Source organism: Achromobacter pestifer (assembly GCF_902859625.1).
Taxonomy (GTDB): domain Bacteria; phylum Pseudomonadota; class Gammaproteobacteria; order Burkholderiales; family Burkholderiaceae_B; genus Achromobacter; species Achromobacter pestifer.
Genome location: NZ_CADIJX010000004.1, coordinates 230,783 through 250,465 on the forward strand (window position 1 = coordinate 230,783; position 19,683 = coordinate 250,465).

Genomic DNA, 19,683 nt, shown 5'->3' on the forward strand with positions numbered 1-19,683 from the left:
GTTACGCGCGGCTGGGGAACACACGCGGCGACATGGCGTCGATGGCGCGGCCGGCATAGTCGCGCTGCGCCACCGTTGCGATCGTTTGCGCCTGGGCGCGTTCCACTTCCTGCATGGCACGTTCGATATCAATGGTCAGCAACTGGCCGTCCTTCACGACCGCTTCGCCGTCGACATAGACGTCGCGGATGGCACGGTCGCCGGCGGAATAGATCAGACTGCGAAGCGGCTCGCGGCCGGGGCGCATGAAAGGATGCGACAGGTTCACCAGCGAGAAGTCGGCTTTGCCACCCACCTTGATGCGACCGATATCGTCGCGCCCCAGCATCTTGGCGCCGTTCACCGTCGCGGCATTGAACACTTCCTCGGTAGAGGCAGCGCGGAAGTGGCCGGCCTGAAGGCGAGCCACATAGCAGGCAAGGCGCATCTCATCGAGCATGTTGTGCGGGAAGGTATCGGTGCCAATGCCCACGTTGATGCCCGCGCGCAGGTACCGGCCCAGGAAGCTCATGGCGATGCCCCGGCGCACGAACACGGTGGGACAGTGCGCCACATGCGCGCCCGAGCGTTGCAGCAAGCCGAAGTCGTCGGCATGCGGCCAGTACAGCGTGCGATGATCGTTCAGGAAAATTCCATGGCCGATGATCAGATCACGGTCCAGCAAGCCTTGATCGTCCAACCATTCGATGGGCGTGCGGCCGTGGCGGCGCGTCATCTCCGAGAATTCCACCACGCTTTGCGCGGCATGGATCTGCATGGGAATGCCCAGGCGGCGCGCGGCCGCCTGGGCTTCCTTCAGCAAAGCCGGCGTGCAGGTGTCCACCTGCGACGGGCACAGCATGGCCGACAAGCGGCCGCTGGGGTGATTGATGGCGCTGTCTGCCACGTCCAGCGCGGCTTCAAGCGATTTGGCGGCGCCGGCCTCGTCCCAGGTGTATTCCACCGAATGGCCGTCGGTCGTGCGCCAGGCGGCAGAACGGAACATGGGCCCCAGCACGCCCCGGATGCCCGTGCCGGCCACCACATCGGCCCAGCCTGGACGCGGCAGCGACATGTCCACGAACGTGGTCACACCCGACAGCAGCATCTCGGACACGGCCACCTGGTTGGAGTATTGCGCGGTTTCAATGCCCATGCGGAACACGGGCATGTATTCATACAACGAGCTTTGGCCCAGCTTGTCGCTGCCCAGTTCTTCCAACAGGCCGCGGTTGCCCGGTTCGGAAGACGGATGCGTATGAACGTTGACCAGGCCCGGCATCGCCATCAGGCCGTTGCCCGGCACGACGCTATCCGCCGGCCCCGTGTAGCCCGTGCCGGCGTGGATGACGGTATTGCCGCGCATCACGAGGTCGGCGTTTTCGATATAGACGTGCGAACCCAGTTCCTCGTCCCACCCAACCAGTGTGGACAGGTTCTTGAAATGGGTGATGCGGGCTTGTTGGGTGTCACTCACGGGAGGCTCTCTGTGCGGCATAAGGATGAAAAGGCGGAAGGGGAAAGACGCGGAATTCCTGAAGCATCCATGCAGCCGAGGCGGCATGGATGCGCCCTGCTTACTTGAGCTCGATGTCCAGGCCCTTGTAGGCCGCAGCGCCGAAAATGCCATGCGCACGCATCGGCTTCATGCGGGGGCCGCCCACCAGATACAGCGAGTCGTGGTACAGCGGAATCCACGCGGCGCCGTCCGAGATCTTGGTCAACGCCTTGGACAGGATGGCGTCGCCTTCCTTCGCGTCCAGCGCTTCGCTGCCTTCAGCCAGCCACTTGTCGGTATCGGCGTCCTTCCAGTTCATGCGATTGGGCGTCGGAACGCTGTTGGACAGAAAGTAGCTGTTGAGCGCTTCGCCCGTGCTCATGTATCCGAAGCTCATGCTGAATTCGTCGAATTCCTGCGTGGCCAGCTTGCCCCAGGCGGAGGTCGAATCAAACAATTGCACGCGCAGGTCCACGCCGACTTTCTTCATGTCGCCCTGGACGGCTTCCATGATGTCCTTCCAGTAACCCGTGATGCCATAGTGCAGCAGCGACAGCTTCTGGCCATCCTTGTAGCGGTAGCCATCGGACTGCTTCTTCCAGCCGGCCTCGTCCAGCAGCTTGTTGGCCATGGCGGGGTCATAGCGGAAGGCGTCGTTTGCGCCAGCGGGCGTCGAGGTCGCCAGCATGCCAGTGGCCGGCACGGCTTCGCCGAAGGTGATGGCTTCGGTCAGCGCCTTGCGGTTGATGGCCAGATTGATGGCGCGGCGCACGTTCACGTCGGTCAGCATGGGCTTGTCGATCTTGAAGCCCAGGAAGAACGTCCAGTAGAACGGGTCGGCCTTGCTGACGAACAGACGCTTGTCGGCCTTCAGGTCCTTGATGGCCCACTGCGGCAGGTAGCGCGACAAATCGGCCTGGCCGCTTTGCAGCGCGGTCAGCCGGGTGCTTTCCTCGGGCACGATCTTCCAGACGATCTTGTCGACCTTGGGCGTCGGATCCTTGTAGATCGTCGGGCCCCAGTTGTAGCCTGCGTGGCGCGTCAGCACCACTTCGTTGCGCGGCGACCAGCTTTGAAAGCAATACGGGCCGGTGCCGTCGAAGGCCTTCACGCCATAGTCCGGACCCAGCTCCTTGACCTGGTCGATGTTGATGACCGAGTGCATGTAGTGCGCCATCTGCTGAAGCAGCTCGTTGTAGGGCTTCTTCAGCTTGTAGACGACGGTGACGTCGTCGGGCGCGGTGATGCTGTCCACGGGACCAGCGCGCCAGCGCTCCAGGCCTTTGGTTTCTGGATTCAACCAACGCTCGTAGCTGGCCACCACATCCTTGGCCGTCATCTTCTTGCCGCTGCAGAACGTGACGTTGTCGCGCAGGGCGAACGTGTAGGTCAGGCCATCGGGCGACACGGTCCAGCTCTTGGCCAGCGCGGGCACCGGCGTCTTCATGTCGTAGTCCAGGCCCACCATCGTGTCGGCGGCCATGAACAGCACTTCCGCCGCGCCACGCGCGGTGGTACGGTGCGGGTCGTACTTGTCGGTGTCCAGTTCGCGCAGGATCAACACCGTCTTGTCGGATTGCGCGACGGCGTGCGTGGGCGCGGCCAGCAGGCAGGTCAGTGCCAAGGGCGCCGCGGCCAGGCCTTTGATGAGCTTCATGATGGTGGTTTCCCCGTTGTGGTGTGTTGTTTGGGTCACGCGCGATTCAAAAACGCAGCTTGGGATCCAGCGCATCGCGCAGGCTGTCGCCCAGAAGATTGAATGCGAGCACGATGAAGAAGATGGACATCGTGGGAATGGTGGAGATGTGCGGGAAGATCTGGAGGAACTTGCGGCCGTCGGCAGCCATGCTGCCCAGCTCGGCGAAGGGAGGTTGCGGGCCCAAGCCCAGAAACGACAGCACCGAGCCCAGCAGGATCGTGTGGCCCAGTTGCAGCGTTGCGTAGATCATCAGCATCGACGAGCAGTTCGGCAACAGGTAGCGCGTGATCAGGTAGAAGTTGCCAAAGCCCATTGCATGGCCGGCTTCCATGTATTCCTGCTTCATCACCACCATCGCCGAGCCGCGCGCAATGCGCGCCATCCCGGGAATGGCCGACACGCCCAGAGCCAGCACCATCGACAAGGTTCCCGGGCCCAGCAGCGCGGACAGGCTCAGGCCAAATAGAATGGCCGGGAACGACAGCAGCACGTCCACGACGCGCATGATCACGCCTTCCAGCGGCCGGTAGTAGGCCGCCAGGATGCCCAGGACGGCACCGATGCCCGAACCGCCGATCACTGCCAACACGCTCAGCATCAGAGTGGCGCGGATGCCGTAGATGATGCGCGACAGGATGTCGCGGCCCTGCACGTCCGTGCCCAACAGGTAGCGGATGCCATCCGACGACACCCAGCCCGGCACCTTGCGGGCAATGGACATATTGGTCGAGTACGGATCGTGCGGCGCCAGCCAGGGCGCGAACAGCGCCGTCAGCACGATGGCGATCACGGCCAGCAGCGACAGCAACAAGATGGGATCGCGGCGCAGCCGGTCGGCGATGCGCGCCAGCGGCGTGGCCATGGCCTGGGGAGGCAACGCGCCCATGGAGGAAGTCGAACCTGCGCTCATGATTTGTGTCCTCGCGGATCCAGATAGCCGTAAAGCAGATCCACGATCAGGTTGATGATGATGAAGCCCAGCGCGGTGACCAGGATCGCGCCTTGAGCAAGCGGGAAGTCGCCCGCGAAGATTGCGCCCACTGCCATGCGGCCAACGCCCGGCCAGGAATAGATCTGTTCGGTCACCACCGCACCGCCCAGCAAGTTGCCCACTTGCAGACCCACCAGCGTCACGATCGGCAGCAAGGCATTGCGCAGTGCATGGCGCAGCACCACGCGGCGCTCGCCCGCCCCCTTGGCCCGCGCGGTACGCACGTAGTCGCCGCTAAGCGTTTCGATCACGGCGGTGCGTGTGATGCGCGCCACCGGGCCGATCAGCACCGATCCCAGGGTCAACGCGGGCAGGGCGATGGAGGCCAGTCCGGCCAGCGTCCACAGCGGCCCGTTGCGGCCGATGTAGGGCAGGATGCCGGCACCGCCCACGTACTGCACCAGCAGCAAGCCGACCCAGAACACAGGCAATGACACGCCGACCACTGACAAGGTCATGACAAAGCGGTCGATCAGCTTGCCGCGGCGATATGCCGCCAACGTGCCCAGCAGGATCGCCAGAGGAATCGACCAGATCACGCTGGCCAGCATCAATTCAACAGTCGCGCCGATCGTGCCGCCGATCTCGTCGATCACCGGCACATTGGAGATCATTGAACGGCCCAGATCCAAATGCGCCAGGCGCCACATGTAGCCGGTCAGCTGGACCAGCAACGGCTTGTCCAGGCCCAGTTCCTGACGGACTTGCGCCAGTTCCTCGGTGGTCGCGGTCGGGCCCGCGATCACCGCGGCGGGGTCGGCGGGCGCCACCTGTAGCAGCACGAAGCACACCACGATCACGCCCAGCAGGACCGGCAGAGAGATGTAGAGGCGGTTGAGCAATTGCCGGATCATGCCAAGCTGGCTCCAGTCGCGGGAGTCGGCCCGCCGGCGCGGCGACCCGGCACGGGCTGCCTTTGGACGGGGTGAACGGAACTCGGCATGAAGCAACCTCTCTTGTTGGGCCCCGGAGGGCTTACGGTGGTCGAAGAATGCCAGTGCGCCCGAGCCGCGTGGACCCAGGGAAATCCACTATGCAGGCATTCGCCCACCGCTTGGCCAGAACGGCGCAAGAGATTGATCCATAAGGGATTTACAGGATTTATTCCGCAACGGCCACGGGCACCCAATAACGGGGTGTTATGACGCCTGCGCAAAGATTGATAGACCCCGATGGTCGGCCTGCCATGCCTGCCGGACAGCTACCCGGCCACGCTGCTAGACTGCCTGCGGCCCTTTGATTGATTGACCCTCTTCAGGCAGCGATCCCATGCGCTTTATCGACACTGAACAGACCCGGGACGCCCTGTCCTTCGACGCCGTCATTCCCGCCCTGCGTGACGCCTTCCGCGATGGCGCCACGGTGCCCCCGCGGCACGTCCATGCCATCCAGTCGGGCACGGCCCACGGCACCACGCTGATCATGCCGGCCTGGAGCGACCGGGGTTACTTCGGGGTGAAGATCATCAACATCTTCCCTGACAACACCCACCTTGGCTTGCCGGGTCTGCACGCCACGTACAACCTGTACAGCGCCACGACCGGCGTGCCCATCGCGCAAGTCGACGGCGACATCGTCACCGTTTACCGCACGGCGGGCGCCGCGGCGCTGGGCGCGGATTATCTGGCCCGCCAGGACGCCAGCACGCTGCTGATCGTGGGTTCCGGCCGCATCGCCGGGCTGGTGGCTCAGGCCATGCGCACCGTGCGGCCAATTCAGCGCGTGTGGGTGTGGAACGTGCGCACGGCGGGCGCCGAGGCGCTGGCCCAAAGCCTGCGCGACCAGGGTTTTGACGCCCAGGCCACCACCGATCTGGAAGCCGCCGCACGCCAGGCGGACATCATCAGCTGCGCCACCTTGTCCACCGTGCCGCTGATCCAGGGCGCATGGTTGCGCCCCGGCGTCCACCTGGACCTGATCGGCAGCTTCAAGCCCGAAATGCGCGAGACCGACACCGCCTGCTTCGACGGCACGACGGTCTACGTCGACACCGACGAGGCGCCCACCAAGTCCGGCGACCTGCTGTCCGCCTTCGACGCCGGCGTGCTGACGCGCGAGGCCATCCAGGGCGATCTGCATCAACTGACCACGGGGCAACGCCCGGGCCGGCGCAACGATCAGGAAATCACGGTGTTCAAGGCCGTGGGCAGCGCGCTGGAAGACCTGACGCTGGCCACGCTGGTGTACGAGTCGGTGGGCGGCGCGCAAGCCACTGCGGACTAGGGTTGACGATCGCGGTCGGGATCGGAACCGAACAGCGCGCCAGCCGCCGCGCCACCGCCAATCCCCATGGCGCCGCCGCCACCGGCGCCTCCGCCCTGGCCACCCTGGCCGCCCCCGCCTGATTTCGCGCCGCCGTCTGCCTTGCCGCGCGCCGTCGAGGATGGCCGGGCGGGGCCTTGCTTCGGAATCTGCAACTGTGCCGGCACGGGTTCCAGGTCCAGCACCTGGCGGATGAAGTCGCGCAGCGACACCACCAGTTCGGCGGTATGCACCGGACGCCCGGCCACCAGGTCGGCCGCCGCCTGGGCCGCCAGCCGCACCTGGTCTTCCGTGCCCAGCAGGATGATGTCGGACAGCGCGGCTTCCGCCGCGTCGCGCATCCGGCGCGCGCGCTCCCCATTGGGCCAATCGGGATCGGCGTCGTTGCCTGCGGCCGCCTCTTCGGCAGCCTGCCGCTTCACGTCGCGCAGGTGCCGGGGGTCGACGGCCAGATTGCCGGTGAATGACCCGCCCAGCGTCTTGTAGGCCGCGATCAAGGTGCGCAGCCGTTCATTGATCTGCCGGTTCTCGCGCGCGCGGCGCTGCTGAATCGTCTGCATGACCAGCAACCGGATGCCCACGCCGATCAGCGTGATCAGCGCCAGCCCAAGCAATGTCGACAGCAGGCCCTGCCAGGAACTGAAATCCAGATTACGCATGCGATAAGGCTCCTGTCGCGCGTCAGCCGCCCGCCAATTCCGCCGGCAGATGTTCGCGCATGATCTCGATGAAACGACGTAGCCGCGCCGGCTGGAACCGAGACGGCGCAAACACCAGCGACACCGGCAACGGATCCGCCCGCCACTGCGGCGCCAGATGCACCAGCCGGCCGGCGGCCAGATCCTCTTGCATGGCCCAGGCCGACCCCAACGCCACGCCCAAACCCAGCACGGCGGCCTTGCGCAGCGCGTGCAAGCCGTCGGTGGACAGGCGCGGCTGGATGCCGAACCGCTCGGACTCACCCGACCCACAATGCGTCAGGCTGACTTCGGTGCGGTAGAAGGTGCGCAGCGCCAGCCAGGGCAAGCGTGCCAGCTCGGCAGGCTGTTGCGGTACCGGTGCTCCCTGCAACAAGGCGGGCGACGCGATGACGATACGCGGCACTTCGCCCAGCTTCACGGCGATCACCGACGGGTCCGTCACCGCCCCCACGCGAATCGCGCAGTCCACGTTCTCGGCGATCAGGTCTGGCATGCGGTCATGCAGCAGCCACTCCACGCGCATGTTCGGATACTGCTGAAGGTACTTGGCCAGCGGTTCGACGAACTGGTCCTGCCCGAACGCATGGGGGGCCACCACGCGCAAGGTGCCGATCGGTTCATCACCCGCGCCGCGAACTTCGCTTTCAAACGATTGCCAGGTGGCGATCAGCTCTTTGGCGCGTTCGTAGCAGCGCTGCCCATCTTCCGTCAGCCGGATCGCGTGCGTGGAACGTTGCAGCAGCCGCACCCCCATCGTGCGTTCCAGCAATTGCAGGCGCCGGCTGACGGTGGGCTGCGTGCCCCCCATCTGCGCGGCGGCGGCCGACAAGCTGCCGGCTTCGACGATGCGTACAAAGGTTTCGATCAGCAGCAGGCGGTCGGTGCCTGCGGCGGCGGCGTTCAGGGCAGGGGTGCTCATACGTCTATCGTATAACGGATGTACCGCGGGATCGGCTACCAAAACCCCCGGGCGGCGCCCAGAATCTGCCCCGTACCTGATCCACCGGATAACCCACATGTCTTCCCATTCTTCCCCCGCCGTGCTGTCGCGCGGCCTGGTCTTCCTGCTTGCCATCGGCGCCGGCTTGTCGGTTGCGTCCCTGTATTACAGCCAACCGATGCTGGGCGTGCTGGGCGCGGAGATTCGCGCCAGCGCCGAAGCGTTGGGCTGGATTCCCACCCTGACGCAACTGGGCTATGCCTTCGGCATCCTGATGCTGGCGCCGCTGGGCGACCGCCACGACAGAAAGCACATCATCCTGATCAAGGCCGCGGTGCTAAGCCTGGCGCTGCTTGCCGCCGCCGTGTCGCCCTCCATCGGCATGCTGCTGGCGGCCAGCTTCGTGGTCGGCCTGTCGGCCACGCTGGCGCAGGACATCGTGCCCGCCGCGGCCCACCTGGCGCCTCCCGCGCAACGCGGCAAGACCGTCGGCACCGTCATGACCGGCCTGTTGCTGGGCATTCTGCTGTCGCGCGTGGTCAGCGGTTTCGTGGCGGAACAGTTCGGCTGGCGCGTCATGTTTGTCGCCGCCGCCGTCACCATCGTGGCATTGGGCGTGGCGCTGTGGCGAGGCCTGCCGCGCTTTGTGCCGACAACACAGCTGGCCTACCGCGAACTGTTGGGTTCCTTGCTGACCTTGTGGCGCCAACATCCGGGATTGCGCCGTGCCGCCACCGCGCAAGGCCTGTTGTCGCTGGGGTTCAGCGCGTTCTGGTCGACGCTGGCGGTGATGTTGCACGGTGCGCCGTTCCATCTGGGCGCAGGCGCTGCGGGCGCGTTCGGCTTGGCCGGCGCGGCCGGCGCGCTGGCCGCGCCGCTGGCGGGCCGCGTGGCCGATACCCGTGGACCGCATGCGGTCGCCAGCCTGGGCGCGGCGTTGACGATGGTGTCGTTCGCCGCCATGTTCTTCCTGCCCCTGCTGTCGCCGCACGCCGCACTGTGGCTGATCGCAGGCAGCGCCATCGGTTTTGACCTGGGCATCCAGACCTCGCTGATCGCGCATCAGAGCATCGTCTACGGCATCGACCCCGCCGCCCGCAGCCGACTGAACGCCATCCTGATGACGGGCGTGTTCATCGGCATGGCGGCCGGTGGCGCGCTGGGCAGCCTGGCACTGGCGCATTGGGGCTGGGCTGGCGTCACGCTGGTGGCGACCGTCGCGGCGGCGGCAGCGCTAGGCCTGCGGGCATGGCCCGGTTTGCTTGGACGCGCCGTGCTTACTCGGGCGTGTTGATCTGATCCGACGTGATGATCTCGGCCACGAGCACGTGGCCGGGACCGTCCAGGTAATACTCTTCCTTGGCCGGATCACGCAGTTTCATGTAGGCGTCTTCGCCGATCTGCATGGTGTGTCCGGCGGCCAGCTCGGCGCCGCTCTCGCGCATGTATCCCATGATGTTGTTGAACATGTTCGAGTAGGTCTCGCCTTCGTGGTGGCCGTTGGCCAAGGCCGCGAAGTCGGGCAGGCCGAACACATCGCCGCCATACGTGCGCATCCACACGCCTTCCACCCCTTCCACTTCATACTTCACGAAGCCGCAATACAGCATGTTCAACGGCAGCGTGCGCAGCAGGTCCAGGCTTTCGTCGCCCAGCGACTCGGCATCAAACACGCCGGCCGGCAAGGATGCGTGCGCGTGCTCATTCAGCACGGCCATCGCCCCAAACCCCGTCAACGCGCCCGCCACGGCGGCCAGCGCCACATATTGCTCAAGCGGGTCTTCCTCAAAGCCTGCGTAGTACAGGATGAGGTGGCTGGCGTGGCCGCGGATCTCGTCTTTCAACGTGGCCGGGTAATGCGCCGGCGCCACGCAGGCTTCCAGCGCGTCCTTGGGATAGGGCGCGTCAAACCCCACCAACCGCACCACATGCTTGTCCCATCCCACCAGGCCCAGGAATTCCGGCATGTCGGGCGCGATCTCGGCGCGCGCCTGGCTCATGGACGGATGGTAGGCACGCAACGCCGCCGTCAGCGTGTCGTCGGTGATGGCCAGCGGCGCGGCGAACAGCACCTGCAAGCTCAGCGGATTCTCAATGGCGGGGTTGGCCGCCAGCGCGCGCGCGTCAGCGGATTCTTCCTTGCGACCAAAGAAACGGGAGAAGATGCTCATGATTCGGAGACCTGGAAAATAAACGGGGGCAGTATAAGGTTGGCCCCATGCCGCGCAACGCCGCTGTCGCCAATCGACACATCTCTCACCGTGCGGCAGGCTCCAGGAAACCGTCTTTGCCGATCGTCTCGACCACGTAGTCAATGAAGGATTTGATGCGCGACGAGATCGCGGTGTTGCGGTAGTACACCGCGTTGATTGGCTGCCTGACGTCCTGCGTCTGCTTGACCAGCACCTGCTGCAACGTCCCCGCGTCGCGGTCGCCGCGCGTCATGAAATCCGACAGGCAAACGATGCCGCCATCGTTCAGCGCCAATTGCCGCAACGTTTCGCCGCTGAACGCGCGTACGCCCGGCTTGACGTGCAGCGGCTGGCCATCGCCATCCAGCAGTGGCCATGCATTCAACGATTCCAGCTGCGAAAAACCCAGCAGCGTGTGCGAGGCCAGATCCGTCACGCGCTTGGGCGTTCCGTGCGCGGCCAGATAGCCCGGGCTGGCCAGCACGCGCACGCGGCTCGCGCCCAGCGGCACCGCATGCAGCGACGAATCCTTCAGCCGGCCGATGCGGATGGCCAGGTCGGTGCGGCGTTCCAGCAGATCGATATTGCCTTCGTTGCTGTTGAGCTCCAGCTCCACTTGCGGATAGCGCTTGCGATAACCGGGCACCAGCGGCGCGATCACATGCAGCATGAAGGGCGACGCCGCGTCCACGCGCAACAACCCGGCGGGCTGATTGCGGCGCACGTTCATCAGTTCCTCGGTTTCTTCCACTGATGCCACGATCCGCCGCACCTGCTCCAGATAGGTCTTGCCCTCTTCGGTCAGTTCCAGCCGGCGCGTGGTGCGCCGCATCAGCGTGGTCTGCAACTTCTCTTCCAGCCGGCTCATCGTGCGGCTGGTCGCGGAAATGGTCTGTCCCAGCACGTCGGCGGCAGCAGTGATGGAGCCGCTGTCGACCACGGCGATAAAGACCTGCATTTCGTCGAGTGTGGTTTTCATAGTTGACGTTATATCAAAAGTCTTTCGCTGATACAGGGCTTTTTCCGCAAGTATCGCGCGGGCACACTAGCTGCATTCCCGGGCAACATCGCCTGGCACCGCACATCCACCATGGAGTTTTACATGAGCATTCCCGCATTTGGCGTCGGCACGTTCCGTCTGCAAGGCCAGGTCGTCATTGATTCGGTGCGCAACGCGCTGGACGTCGGCTACCGTGCCGTCGACACCGCGCAGATCTACGAGAACGAAGCCGAGGTCGGCCAAGCCATCGCTGAATCGGGCGTGGCCCGCGAAGACCTGTTCATCACCACCAAGATCTGGGTGCCGAACTATGCCCAGGGCAAGCTCATCCCCAGCCTGCAAGACAGCCTGGCCAAGCTGCGCACCGACTATGTGGACCTGACGCTGATCCATTGGCCGGCGCCGGGCAATGGCGTGACCGTCGCGGAATTCATGACCGCGCTGGCTGAAGCCCAGTCGCAAGGGCTGACCCGCCAGATCGGCATTTCCAACTTCCCCATCGCGGAAACCCGCGCGGCCATCGCTGCCATTGGCCGCGAAGCGATCGCCACCAATCAGATCGAACTCAGCCCGTATCTTCAGAACGCCGCGCTGACCGCCTTCCTGAAAGAACAGGGCATTCACGTCACGTCCTACATGACGCTGGCCTACGGCAAGGTGCTGAAGGATCCCGTGATCAACCAGATTGCCGAACGCCATGACGCCACGCCCGCACAGGTTGCGCTGGCCTGGGCGCTGCAACTGGGCTACTCCGTGATCCCGTCATCCACCAAGCGCGAGAACCTGGCCAGCAACCTGCTCGCGCAGCAACTGCGCCTGACGGCAGACGACATGGCCGCCATTGCCGCGCTGGAACGCAATGGCCGCGAAGTCAGCCCCGAAGGCCTGGCCGCCGCCTGGGACTAAGAGACCATCGCCATGACCACCGCATTGGACACCTTGAAGGCGGGCGGCTTCAGCATTGGTCTTGAAGCGCCGCTGGACCACGACTGGACCCCCGCCGGCGAAGCGTCCCGGCGGCTGTCTGGCCGACTGCCCGGCGAGCCGGATCTGCAACAACACGCGGATCTGGCTTGCCTGGCCGACCATCTGGGCTTTCGTGCACTATGGGTGCGCGACGTGCCCGTGTACGACCCCAACTTCGGCGATGCGGCCCAGGTCTTCGAGATCTTCAGCTACCTGGGGTATCTGGCCGGGATCACCCGCGACATCCTGCTGGGCACGGCAGCCGTGGTGCTGCCGCTGCGCGAACCGCTGCTGACGCTGAAGTCCGCCTCGACCATCCAGCACCTGAGCCATGACCGGCTGCTGCTGGGCGTGGCCAGCGGCGACCGCCCGGTTGAATACCCGCTGTTTGACCGGGACTTTGCCTCGCGCGGCGCGGCGTTCCGCGAACAGATCGCCTTGCTGCGCGATAACGCCCGTGCGCAATTGCCGCCGGGCCTGGCCATGTTGCCGCGGCCGCCGTCAGCCCTGCCGCTGCTGGTCGCCGGCCTGGCGCAGCAAACGCCAGAGTGGATCGGCGCCCACATGGACGGCTGCCTGGCCTATCCCGGCACGCCGGACGACCACCTGCATCGTGCCGCCGCCTGGCGTCGCGTCGCGGGCGACAAGCCCTATATCAGCTTCATCCATCTGGATCTGGTCGAAGACGCCAACGCGCCGCTGCACCGGTTCCGCTTCGGCGCGCGCACGGGCCGCCATGCGCTGATCGAAGAACTACGTGCTTTACATGCCTCGGGCGTGCATCACATTGGCCTGCATCTGCGCCGCAATACCCGGCCACTGGACGAGACCCTGCGCGAAATCGCAGAGGAAGTCCTGCCGCATTTTCATGCCGAATCGTGCAAAGAAACCCATCGCGGCGAAAATGAAGACGAGACGCAGACTTACTGCGTCTCGTAGCGAGGCGAACGCGGGCCGTACAAGATGCCGCCCGGCTGGCCGGCGCTAAGCAGCATGTTGTTCGTCATGCCAGCCACACCATAGCTGCGATCCGACAGGCTATTGACGATCTGATCCACCACAGCCTGGATCAGCATGCCCAACAAACCACCGCTACTACTGTTGGCATGGACCACTTGCCGGGTACCGGACCACAACTTGGCGCCGTTGCGCAGATCGACGAGTTGAGCGTCGATCTCCACCGTGACCGAACTTTGTAATACGGCATACGAGGATCCGTATTGCTTGACAGTCATGTAGAGCGCGGCATCAGCACCGAAAATTTCACGCAGCTTGGCCGGCGGCAGTTCATGAATCTCATCGGGTGTGCTCATGCCGTTCTGTTTGAACGTCTCGTCCATCACGCCAACGGGAATCACATAGTAACCAGACTCAGCCAACGGATAGGTCGCCTGGGCCAACACGGCTGCGGCGGCAGCGACATCAACCGAAACGTTCAATGGCGGCAGCACCAGTATCGAACCCGGCTTGCTCTCGCGGAATGCCGTGTAATCCACGTCTTTCTGCGGCGCGACGCACCCTGCCAACAAGGTGACGGCGGCCAGCAGGCCGACTCGGAACATCCTGATCATGATCACGCCCCCTTCTTCGATGTAAGCGCCTCGGCGGGCGCTTTGGAATTCGCGTCAGGCAATGCTGCGCCCGGTGCCACCTCGCCCACGGCGGGATCCTTCGGCTTGCTCACGTTTCGCATCAGAAAATCCATGAACGGCGAAGACTCGGGAAATGCCACCTTTTCGCCCTGCAATTGCTCTGCGGCCTTATCGCCGTCGCCCATCTTCAGGTACAACATGCCCAGATGAGCGCGGAAGCCCGGCGGCAATTCGACATTCGCGGCGCGCGCCGTTTCGATGTTCTTTTCCAGGGCTTGGATTTGCAGCGTGCTGTCGGCGCCATCGTCCTTGAGATAGGCATAGACGGACGGCTGATAGGACTGCCAGCTATACATGGGCTTGGGCTGTTGAACGCAGGCGCTCAGCAGCCCAGCCAGCCCCGCAATCGCCAAGCCACGTCCGGCACGCGCATAGGTGTTCTGGCGACGCATCGCCTGCAAGCTCAACATGACGGAATCCCCTTAATTAGCGGCGGGTTGCCAGGCACCTTGCTCGATGCCCTCAACCAGACGATCGACGGCTTCGCGGATCGCCAGATCCAACACCTTGCCATTCAGCGTGGAGTCGTAGCTTGCCGTCCCGCCAAAGCCAATCACTTCACGGTTCGACAAGCTGTACTCGCCTGCTCCGGACGCCGAATACACAACCTCGGACGTCGTAACGTCGACCACATTCAGATCCACCTTGGCGTAAGCCACTTGCTCCTTGCCGCGTCCCAGGATGCCGAACAGTTGCTGGTCGCCGGTCACCTTGCGGCCAAACGCCGTCACATCCCCCGTCACGACATAGCGCGCGCCCTTGATCTGGCTGGCTTTTTTGTTGAATCCGGCTTCCTGCGCAATCTCTGTGAGGTTCTCACGATCCATGACTTGGAACCGACCGCTGCGTTGAAGATGGCTAACCACAATCGTCTTGGCTTGACCACCCAGGCGGTCCACGCCGTCCGAAAACACGCCACGCAGATAATTGGTTCGATTGTCGAATTTTCCAACCGAGATCGGACTGCGAACGCCTTGATAAGGCTTGCTGGCCGCAGCCACGGCGGGTACCGCCAAAGCCTGCGAGCGCTCGGTGGCGCAGCCTGAAATGACCGCTGACAACATCACCAATGCGCCAATCTTCACAACCTTATTCAACATTTTTTTCTCCTGCCAGCCTCTTCATCTACGCACCCTGGCGGCATTTGTAATTACGGAAAGGATTAATGATTATAAACAATTCAATACATTTAATATTTTTTTGAATTAAGGGACGAACTAAACCCTTTTTAACCCTCTTCGCTCTTGGATCTCGAATTCCGTCCGTACCCATATCGCACGCCGGTTCGATAACATTTCTTTGACAATCTCCTGCATACACTGCTTCCTTGAAGCGCATTGCAAACGCTTGCTTCTGCGTGCCCGACAGGAGTTGCCGGAAATGAATAACGTGTCGGCGGAAGACCCGCCGTGGTTATGCGCCAGACTGTCTATTGCCGTCCTGCTGACCGGCCTTATCGCCGGCCTGGGCGGCATGTTGCTGGGCATGCTGTTGCACGCCGTCCAGCACCTGGCCTACGGCTACAGCCTGGACCACGTGATCAGTCATGAGTCGTTTCTACAAGGAGTCGAAGCCGCCGCCGGCAAGCGGCGCCTGCTGGTGCTGGTTATCTGCGGCCTGCTTGCCGGCGGCGGCTGGTGGTTGATCTACCGCTATGGCCGGCCCCTGGTCGGCGTGGCCCAGGCGGTGCAGGATCCCACCGTCCGCATGCCAGCCAAGACCACGCTGGCGCACGCCACCTTGCAAATCATCACCGTCGCACTCGGTTCGCCCTTGGGCCGCGAGGTCGCGCCGCGTGAAGTGGGCGCGCTGACGGCCAGCCGGTTGTCCGCCTGGCTGCGCTTGCCGGCCGACCAGCATCGCCTGATCGTGGCCTGCGGCGCGGGCGCCGGTTTGGCCGCGGTGTACAACGTGCCGCTGGGCGCAGCGCTCTTCGTGCTGGAGGTGCTGCTGGGCACCTTCGCCTGGCCCGCCGCCGCCGTGGCCCTGGCGGTTTGCTGCATCGGCGCCGTCGTCGCGTGGATCGGCCTGGGCAATGAAATCCAGTACGCCGTTCCGGCCATGTCGGTCAGCGCTGGCCTGATCGTCTGGTCAGTGCTGGCGGGACCGATCTTCGGCTGTGCGGCCCATGGCTTTGTCCAGCTGACATCGGCCGCCCGCCGTCACGCCGCGCGCGGCTGGCAATTGCCGGTGGCCGCGCTTGTGAACTTCACGCTCATCGGCGGCCTTGCCATGCTGCTGCCGGCGCTGCTGGGCAACGGCAAAGGCGCGGCCCAATTGGGCTTCAGCAATGAACTGACCATCGGCATGGCGGCGACCTTGCTGGTGCTGAAAGTCGCCATCACCAGCAGCTCACTGCGCGCGGGCGCCTCTGGCGGCCTGCTGACCCCTGGCATCGCCATCGGCGCGCTGCTGGCCGTTGTTCTGGGTGGCCTGTGGAGCCTGGCCTGGCCAGGCGCACCGCTTAGCGCCTACGCCGTCGTTGGCGCGGCGGCGTTCCTGGCGGCATCGATGACCATGCCGCTGACCGCCATCGTGCTGATTACGGAATTCACGCGCGTGGACCAGGGTTTTCTGGTGCCAATCATCCTGGCTGTGGCAGGCTCCACGGCGGCACGCCATTTTTGCACGGCCCGCGCCGCCCGGACCTCTGCGGCCACGGGCGAGCCGATACGCAATACCTCTTGAGAAATTCGCATGAAAACACGCAACCTGACCGGTATCCATCGCTACGACGCACCCGCAGGCGGTTGGGGCGCCCTCAAAGCCACCGCCCAGGCCGTCGCCGACCAGATGCGGATCGCCGAAGCACCCGTGCTGCTATTGCGCACCAACAAGCCCGACGGCTTCGACTGCCCCGGCTGCGCCTGGCCGGACAAGGCCCATACCTCCACCTTCCAATTCTGCGAGAACGGCGCCAAAGCCGTCACGTGGGAAGCCACCAAGAAGCGCGTCACCCCGGAGTTCTTCGCCGCCCACACCGTCACCGAACTGCTGACGTGGACAGACCACGACCTGGAAGATGCCGGGCGCCTGACACACCCGCTGATCTACGACGCCGCCAGTGATACCTACCAGGCCATCGAATGGGAGGCAGCCTTCGCCCGCATCGGACAAACGATGGCCAGCGTGCCGGAACCCGATATGGTCGAATTCTATACATCGGGCCGCGCCTCGAACGAGGCCGCCTTTCTGTTCAGCCTGTACGCACGCGAGTTCGGCACCAACAACTTCCCGGACTGCTCGAACATGTGCCACGAGGCCACCAGCGTCGGGCTGCCGCAAGCCATCGGCATGGGCAAGGGCTCGGTGTCCTTGGATGATTTCGACGTCTGCGATCTGATCATCTCGATGGGTCACAACCCCGGCACCAACCATCCGCGCATGATGGGCACCTTGCACGAATGCGCGCGCCGTGGCGTACCCATCATCGTGTTCAATCCCTTGCGTGAACGTGCGCTGGAGCGCTTCGCCGATCCGCAGAACGCGATTGAAATGGGCACGCTGGGCTCCACGCGCATCGCTTCCACCTACTACCAGGTGAAGGTCGGCGGCGATGCGGCCGCGCTCAAGGGCATCATGAAGGCGCTGCTGGCGGCAGACCGCCGCGAGCCCGGGGCGATTGACCATGCCTTCGTCGCCGAACACACCAACGGCTTTGACGCCTACGTCGAAGACCTGGACGGCACCGCCTGGGCCGACATCGAACAGGCCAGCGGGCTGACGCAAGCCGATCTGGAATTGGTTGCCGCCGCCTACGCCAAGTCCAAGGCCACCATCGTGACCTACGGCATGGGCATCACGCAGCACGCGCGCGGCACGCAGAACGTGCAGCAGATTGCCGCGCTGCTGCTGATGCGCGGCAACTTCGGCCGGCCCGGCGCCGGCATCTGCCCCTTGCGCGGACACTCCAACGTGCAGGGCAACCGCACCGTCGGCATCACCGAAAAGATTGATCCGGTGATGTTCGACAACATCGAAAAAACCTTTGGCTTCCGCCCGCCAGAGCGCCATGGACACGACGCAGTTGACGCGATGAAGGCGATGGCCAGCGGCTACACCCGCGTGCTGATCTGCCTGGGCGGCAACCTGGCGATGGCCCTACCAGACACCGAGCAATGCGAAGCCGGCATGCGCCGGCTGGAACTTGCGGTGCACATGAACACCAAGCTGAACCGGTCGAACCTGTTGATCGGGCGGGACTCCATCATCCTGCCGGTGCTGGGCCGCACCGAAAGCGACGTGCAGGCCACCGGCGCGCAATCGATCACCGTGGAAGACTCGATGTCGATGGTGCATGCCTCGCGCGGCAAGCTGGCACCGGCGTCCGAGCACCTGCGCTCGGAGCCCGCCATCATCGCCGGCATGGCGGCCGCCACGCTGCCGAACACGCGCGTCCCGTGGCTCTCTTTGATTGAAGACTACGGACGCATCCGCGACTTGATCGAACAGGTCTACCCCGATTTTCGCGGCTACAACGAACGCATCCTGAAGCCCGGCGGATTCCGCCTGTCACTGCCAGCCACCGAACGCATCTGGAAGACCCCGTCGGGCAAAGCCGAGTTTCTACCGTTCCAGGGCTTGCAGGAAGATCTGGGCGCCGTCGTGCCCGGCAGTCTGAAGCTGACCACGCTGCGCAGCCATGATCAATACAACACCACCATTTATGGCCTGGACGACCGCTATCGCGGCGTCTTCGGCCGGCGCGACGTGTTGTTCATGAATACGGCCGACTTGCAGCGGCACGGCCTGGAACATGGCGATGCGGTCGACATCAGCACGGGCCTGGCCGGCGAATCCCATCGCCAGCTTCGGCTGACGGCCATTGCCTATGACATCGCGCCCGGCTCGGTCGGCGCCTACTACCCCGAAGCCAACAATCTTTGCCCGCTGGACTATCAGGACAAGCAAAGCGGCACGCCCAGCTATAAGTCGATCCCCGTGGTGATCAGGAAAGCCGCCTAGCGGTGCATGGCGCAGCGGTGCGGGCTATCGAAGCTCCAGCGTTGCGCCGATCACCCGCAGCGTCGGCATCAATTGCCGCCACGCATCCTTGGCGATGGCGGCCGGACGCTTCAGTTCGGCCGCGGCCGGGTCATTCAGCAAGTCACCCTTGCAGGCGAAGACGATGCTATTGGTCATGTCGTCATCCACCACCTCGAACATCGCGGGCCCGAACGCCGCGCGCACGCGGTCCAGGTAATCGTGATGCATCGGGTGGTTGACGTGGAAGTTGATGACCAGCATGCCGTCATCGCGCAGCGCGCGGTGGCAGTCGGCGTAAAACGCCTCGGAACACAGCGCATCGGGAATGCCGCCCACGCCAAAGCCGTCCAGGAAGATCACATCGGCGTGATCCGACAGGCCACGCAGGTGCTCCGCCGCATCGGCCTGGATCACCGAAAAGCGGGCATCGTCGCGCGGCACCATGAAGGCGTCGCGCAGCGCGATGACGGCGGGGTCGATTTCCACCACCTCGATCGTCGTCTGGGGTAGGTGGCGATAGCAGAATTTCGGCAACGAACCGCCCCCCAAACCCACCATCAGGATGCGGGCGGGCTCGGGATTGAACAGCACGAAACCCATCATCATCCGCGTGTACTCAAGTTCCAGCGCATCGGGATTGAGCACGGACATGCTGCTCTGGATTTCCTTCTGCGTGAAATGCAGCGTGCGGCGGGTGCCGTTGTTCTGGACGAAGGGCCGGTGGATGGCCGCCGGCTCATCGGGTTGCGGTGCATCGGCGGGGGTAATAGGGTCGGACATCTGGGGCGGGCGGGTAAAGAAAACAGGCACAAGATAC

At 64.3% G+C, this 19,683-nt stretch carries 18 protein-coding genes; 6 read left to right on the plus strand and 12 right to left on the minus strand.

Going from position 1 to position 19,683, the window contains the following annotated elements; all coding sequences use genetic code 11:
- Window position 1: 1 nt before the first annotated feature.
- The 4 genes from HV753_RS16875 to HV753_RS16890 form a co-directional block, all read right to left on the minus strand.
- A complete protein-coding gene (locus tag HV753_RS16875; protein ID WP_175175653.1) occupies window positions 2-1,456 on the minus strand; it encodes an amidohydrolase family protein in 1,455 nt (484 codons plus the stop codon).
- Between the two features lie 100 nt (window positions 1,457-1,556).
- Entirely contained in the window at window positions 1,557-3,134 is a 1,578-nt protein-coding gene (locus HV753_RS16880; protein ID WP_175175654.1) for an ABC transporter substrate-binding protein, read from the minus strand.
- A gap of 46 nt (window positions 3,135-3,180) precedes the next feature.
- Entirely contained in the window at window positions 3,181-4,086 is a 906-nt protein-coding gene (locus HV753_RS16885) for an ABC transporter permease (RefSeq protein WP_246288301.1), read from the minus strand.
- Window positions 4,083-5,021 (minus strand): ABC transporter permease, encoded by a 939-nt coding sequence (locus tag HV753_RS16890; RefSeq protein WP_175175655.1) that lies wholly within the window; start codon window positions 5,019-5,021, stop codon window positions 4,083-4,085. Before HV753_RS16890 ends, HV753_RS16885 begins: the two co-directional genes overlap by 4 nt.
- Before the next feature lie 415 nt (window positions 5,022-5,436).
- Here HV753_RS16890 and lhpI point away from each other — a divergent pair, with 415 nt between their 5' ends.
- Window positions 5,437-6,390, plus strand: coding sequence for a bifunctional Delta(1)-pyrroline-2-carboxylate/Delta(1)-piperideine-2-carboxylate reductase (lhpI, locus tag HV753_RS16895; protein WP_175175656.1), 954 nt, complete (start codon window positions 5,437-5,439; stop codon window positions 6,388-6,390).
- Here lhpI and HV753_RS16900 read toward each other — a convergent pair.
- Entirely contained in the window at window positions 6,387-7,088 is a 702-nt protein-coding gene (locus HV753_RS16900) for a hypothetical protein (RefSeq protein WP_175175657.1), read from the minus strand. The two genes, lhpI and HV753_RS16900, sit on opposite strands and share 4 nt — an antisense overlap.
- 22 nt (window positions 7,089-7,110) lie before the next feature.
- The gene (locus HV753_RS16905) at window positions 7,111-8,049 is read right to left on the minus strand and encodes a LysR family transcriptional regulator (RefSeq protein ID WP_175175658.1); all 939 of its coding nucleotides are present in this window, start codon (window positions 8,047-8,049) and stop codon (window positions 7,111-7,113) included.
- A 97-nt stretch (window positions 8,050-8,146) separates the two neighbouring features.
- On the opposite strand from HV753_RS16905, the gene HV753_RS16910 reads away from it, so the two are divergent.
- Entirely contained in the window at window positions 8,147-9,364 is a 1,218-nt protein-coding gene (locus HV753_RS16910; protein ID WP_175175659.1) for an MFS transporter, read from the plus strand.
- Here HV753_RS16910 and HV753_RS16915 read toward each other — a convergent pair.
- Complete coding sequence (locus HV753_RS16915; protein ID WP_175175660.1) at window positions 9,348-10,241, minus strand: DUF4261 domain-containing protein; 894 nt, start codon at window positions 10,239-10,241, stop codon at window positions 9,348-9,350. The two genes, HV753_RS16910 and HV753_RS16915, sit on opposite strands and share 17 nt — an antisense overlap.
- An 85-nt stretch (window positions 10,242-10,326) precedes the next feature.
- Window positions 10,327-11,241, minus strand: a complete 915-nt coding sequence (locus tag HV753_RS16920) for a LysR substrate-binding domain-containing protein (protein ID WP_175175661.1) — start codon at window positions 11,239-11,241, stop codon at window positions 10,327-10,329.
- Between the two features lie 123 nt (window positions 11,242-11,364).
- On the opposite strand from HV753_RS16920, the gene dkgB reads away from it, so the two are divergent.
- Window positions 11,365-12,168, plus strand: a complete 804-nt coding sequence (gene dkgB, locus HV753_RS16925; protein ID WP_175175662.1) for a 2,5-didehydrogluconate reductase DkgB — start codon at window positions 11,365-11,367, stop codon at window positions 12,166-12,168.
- Between the two features lie 12 nt (window positions 12,169-12,180).
- The gene (locus HV753_RS16930; protein ID WP_175175663.1) at window positions 12,181-13,167 is read left to right on the plus strand and encodes a TIGR03571 family LLM class oxidoreductase; all 987 of its coding nucleotides are present in this window, start codon (window positions 12,181-12,183) and stop codon (window positions 13,165-13,167) included.
- Here the strand turns inward: HV753_RS16930 and HV753_RS16935 are convergent.
- The 3 genes from HV753_RS16935 to HV753_RS16945 are packed head-to-tail and all read right to left on the minus strand — an operon-like array spanning window position 13,152 to window position 14,980.
- Window positions 13,152-13,799 carry a DUF799 domain-containing protein gene (locus HV753_RS16935; RefSeq protein ID WP_175175664.1) on the minus strand — a complete coding sequence of 216 codons (648 nt, stop codon included), beginning with the start codon at window positions 13,797-13,799 and terminating at the stop codon, window positions 13,152-13,154. The two genes, HV753_RS16930 and HV753_RS16935, sit on opposite strands and share 16 nt — an antisense overlap.
- Before the next feature lie 2 nt (window positions 13,800-13,801).
- Complete coding sequence (locus tag HV753_RS16940) at window positions 13,802-14,290, minus strand: DUF4810 domain-containing protein (RefSeq protein WP_175175665.1); 489 nt, start codon at window positions 14,288-14,290, stop codon at window positions 13,802-13,804.
- Window positions 14,291-14,302: 12 nt separating this feature from the next.
- Window positions 14,303-14,980, minus strand: coding sequence for a CsgG/HfaB family protein (locus HV753_RS16945; protein WP_175175666.1), 678 nt, complete (start codon window positions 14,978-14,980; stop codon window positions 14,303-14,305).
- A 280-nt stretch (window positions 14,981-15,260) separates the two neighbouring features.
- On the opposite strand from HV753_RS16945, the gene HV753_RS16950 reads away from it, so the two are divergent.
- Both HV753_RS16950 and HV753_RS16955 read left to right on the plus strand, forming a co-directional pair.
- Window positions 15,261-16,568 (plus strand): chloride channel protein, encoded by a 1,308-nt coding sequence (locus HV753_RS16950; RefSeq protein ID WP_175175667.1) that lies wholly within the window; start codon window positions 15,261-15,263, stop codon window positions 16,566-16,568.
- 9 nt (window positions 16,569-16,577) lie between these two features.
- Window positions 16,578-18,845, plus strand: a complete 2,268-nt coding sequence (locus HV753_RS16955; protein ID WP_175175668.1) for an FdhF/YdeP family oxidoreductase — start codon at window positions 16,578-16,580, stop codon at window positions 18,843-18,845.
- 24 nt (window positions 18,846-18,869) lie between these two features.
- On the opposite strand, the gene HV753_RS16960 is transcribed toward HV753_RS16955, so the two are convergent.
- Window positions 18,870-19,646 (minus strand): fused MFS/spermidine synthase, encoded by a 777-nt coding sequence (locus HV753_RS16960; protein WP_175175669.1) that lies wholly within the window; start codon window positions 19,644-19,646, stop codon window positions 18,870-18,872.
- Window positions 19,647-19,683 lie beyond the last annotated feature (37 nt).

Excerpts from the sequence above, each read along its gene's own strand:
- HV753_RS16915 (WP_175175660.1), bottom strand. The coding sequence starts at position 10,241 with ATGAGCATCTTCTCCCGTTTCTTTGGTCGCAAGGAAGAATCCGCTGAC.
- HV753_RS16885 (WP_246288301.1), bottom strand. The coding sequence starts at position 4,086 with ATGAGCGCAGGTTCGACTTCCTCCATGGGCGCGTTGCCTCCCCAGGCC.
- HV753_RS16900 (WP_175175657.1), bottom strand. The coding sequence starts at position 7,088 with ATGCGTAATCTGGATTTCAGTTCCTGGCAGGGCCTGCTGTCGACATTG.
- HV753_RS16890 (WP_175175655.1), bottom strand. The coding sequence starts at position 5,021 with ATGATCCGGCAATTGCTCAACCGCCTCTACATCTCTCTGCCGGTCCTG.
- HV753_RS16940 (WP_175175665.1), bottom strand. The coding sequence starts at position 14,290 with ATGTTGAGCTTGCAGGCGATGCGTCGCCAGAACACCTATGCGCGTGCC.
- HV753_RS16920 (WP_175175661.1), bottom strand. The coding sequence starts at position 11,241 with ATGAAAACCACACTCGACGAAATGCAGGTCTTTATCGCCGTGGTCGAC.
- HV753_RS16910 (WP_175175659.1), top strand. The coding sequence starts at position 8,147 with ATGTCTTCCCATTCTTCCCCCGCCGTGCTGTCGCGCGGCCTGGTCTTC.
- dkgB (WP_175175662.1), top strand. The coding sequence starts at position 11,365 with ATGAGCATTCCCGCATTTGGCGTCGGCACGTTCCGTCTGCAAGGCCAG.
- HV753_RS16905 (WP_175175658.1), bottom strand. The coding sequence starts at position 8,049 with ATGAGCACCCCTGCCCTGAACGCCGCCGCCGCAGGCACCGACCGCCTG.
- lhpI (WP_175175656.1), top strand. The coding sequence starts at position 5,437 with ATGCGCTTTATCGACACTGAACAGACCCGGGACGCCCTGTCCTTCGAC.
- HV753_RS16930 (WP_175175663.1), top strand. The coding sequence starts at position 12,181 with ATGACCACCGCATTGGACACCTTGAAGGCGGGCGGCTTCAGCATTGGT.
- HV753_RS16935 (WP_175175664.1), bottom strand. The coding sequence starts at position 13,799 with ATGATCAGGATGTTCCGAGTCGGCCTGCTGGCCGCCGTCACCTTGTTG.
- HV753_RS16880 (WP_175175654.1), bottom strand. The coding sequence starts at position 3,134 with ATGAAGCTCATCAAAGGCCTGGCCGCGGCGCCCTTGGCACTGACCTGC.
- HV753_RS16945 (WP_175175666.1), bottom strand. The coding sequence starts at position 14,980 with ATGTTGAATAAGGTTGTGAAGATTGGCGCATTGGTGATGTTGTCAGCG.
- HV753_RS16960 (WP_175175669.1), bottom strand. The coding sequence starts at position 19,646 with ATGTCCGACCCTATTACCCCCGCCGATGCACCGCAACCCGATGAGCCG.
- HV753_RS16955 (WP_175175668.1), top strand. The coding sequence starts at position 16,578 with ATGAAAACACGCAACCTGACCGGTATCCATCGCTACGACGCACCCGCA.
- HV753_RS16950 (WP_175175667.1), top strand. The coding sequence starts at position 15,261 with ATGAATAACGTGTCGGCGGAAGACCCGCCGTGGTTATGCGCCAGACTG.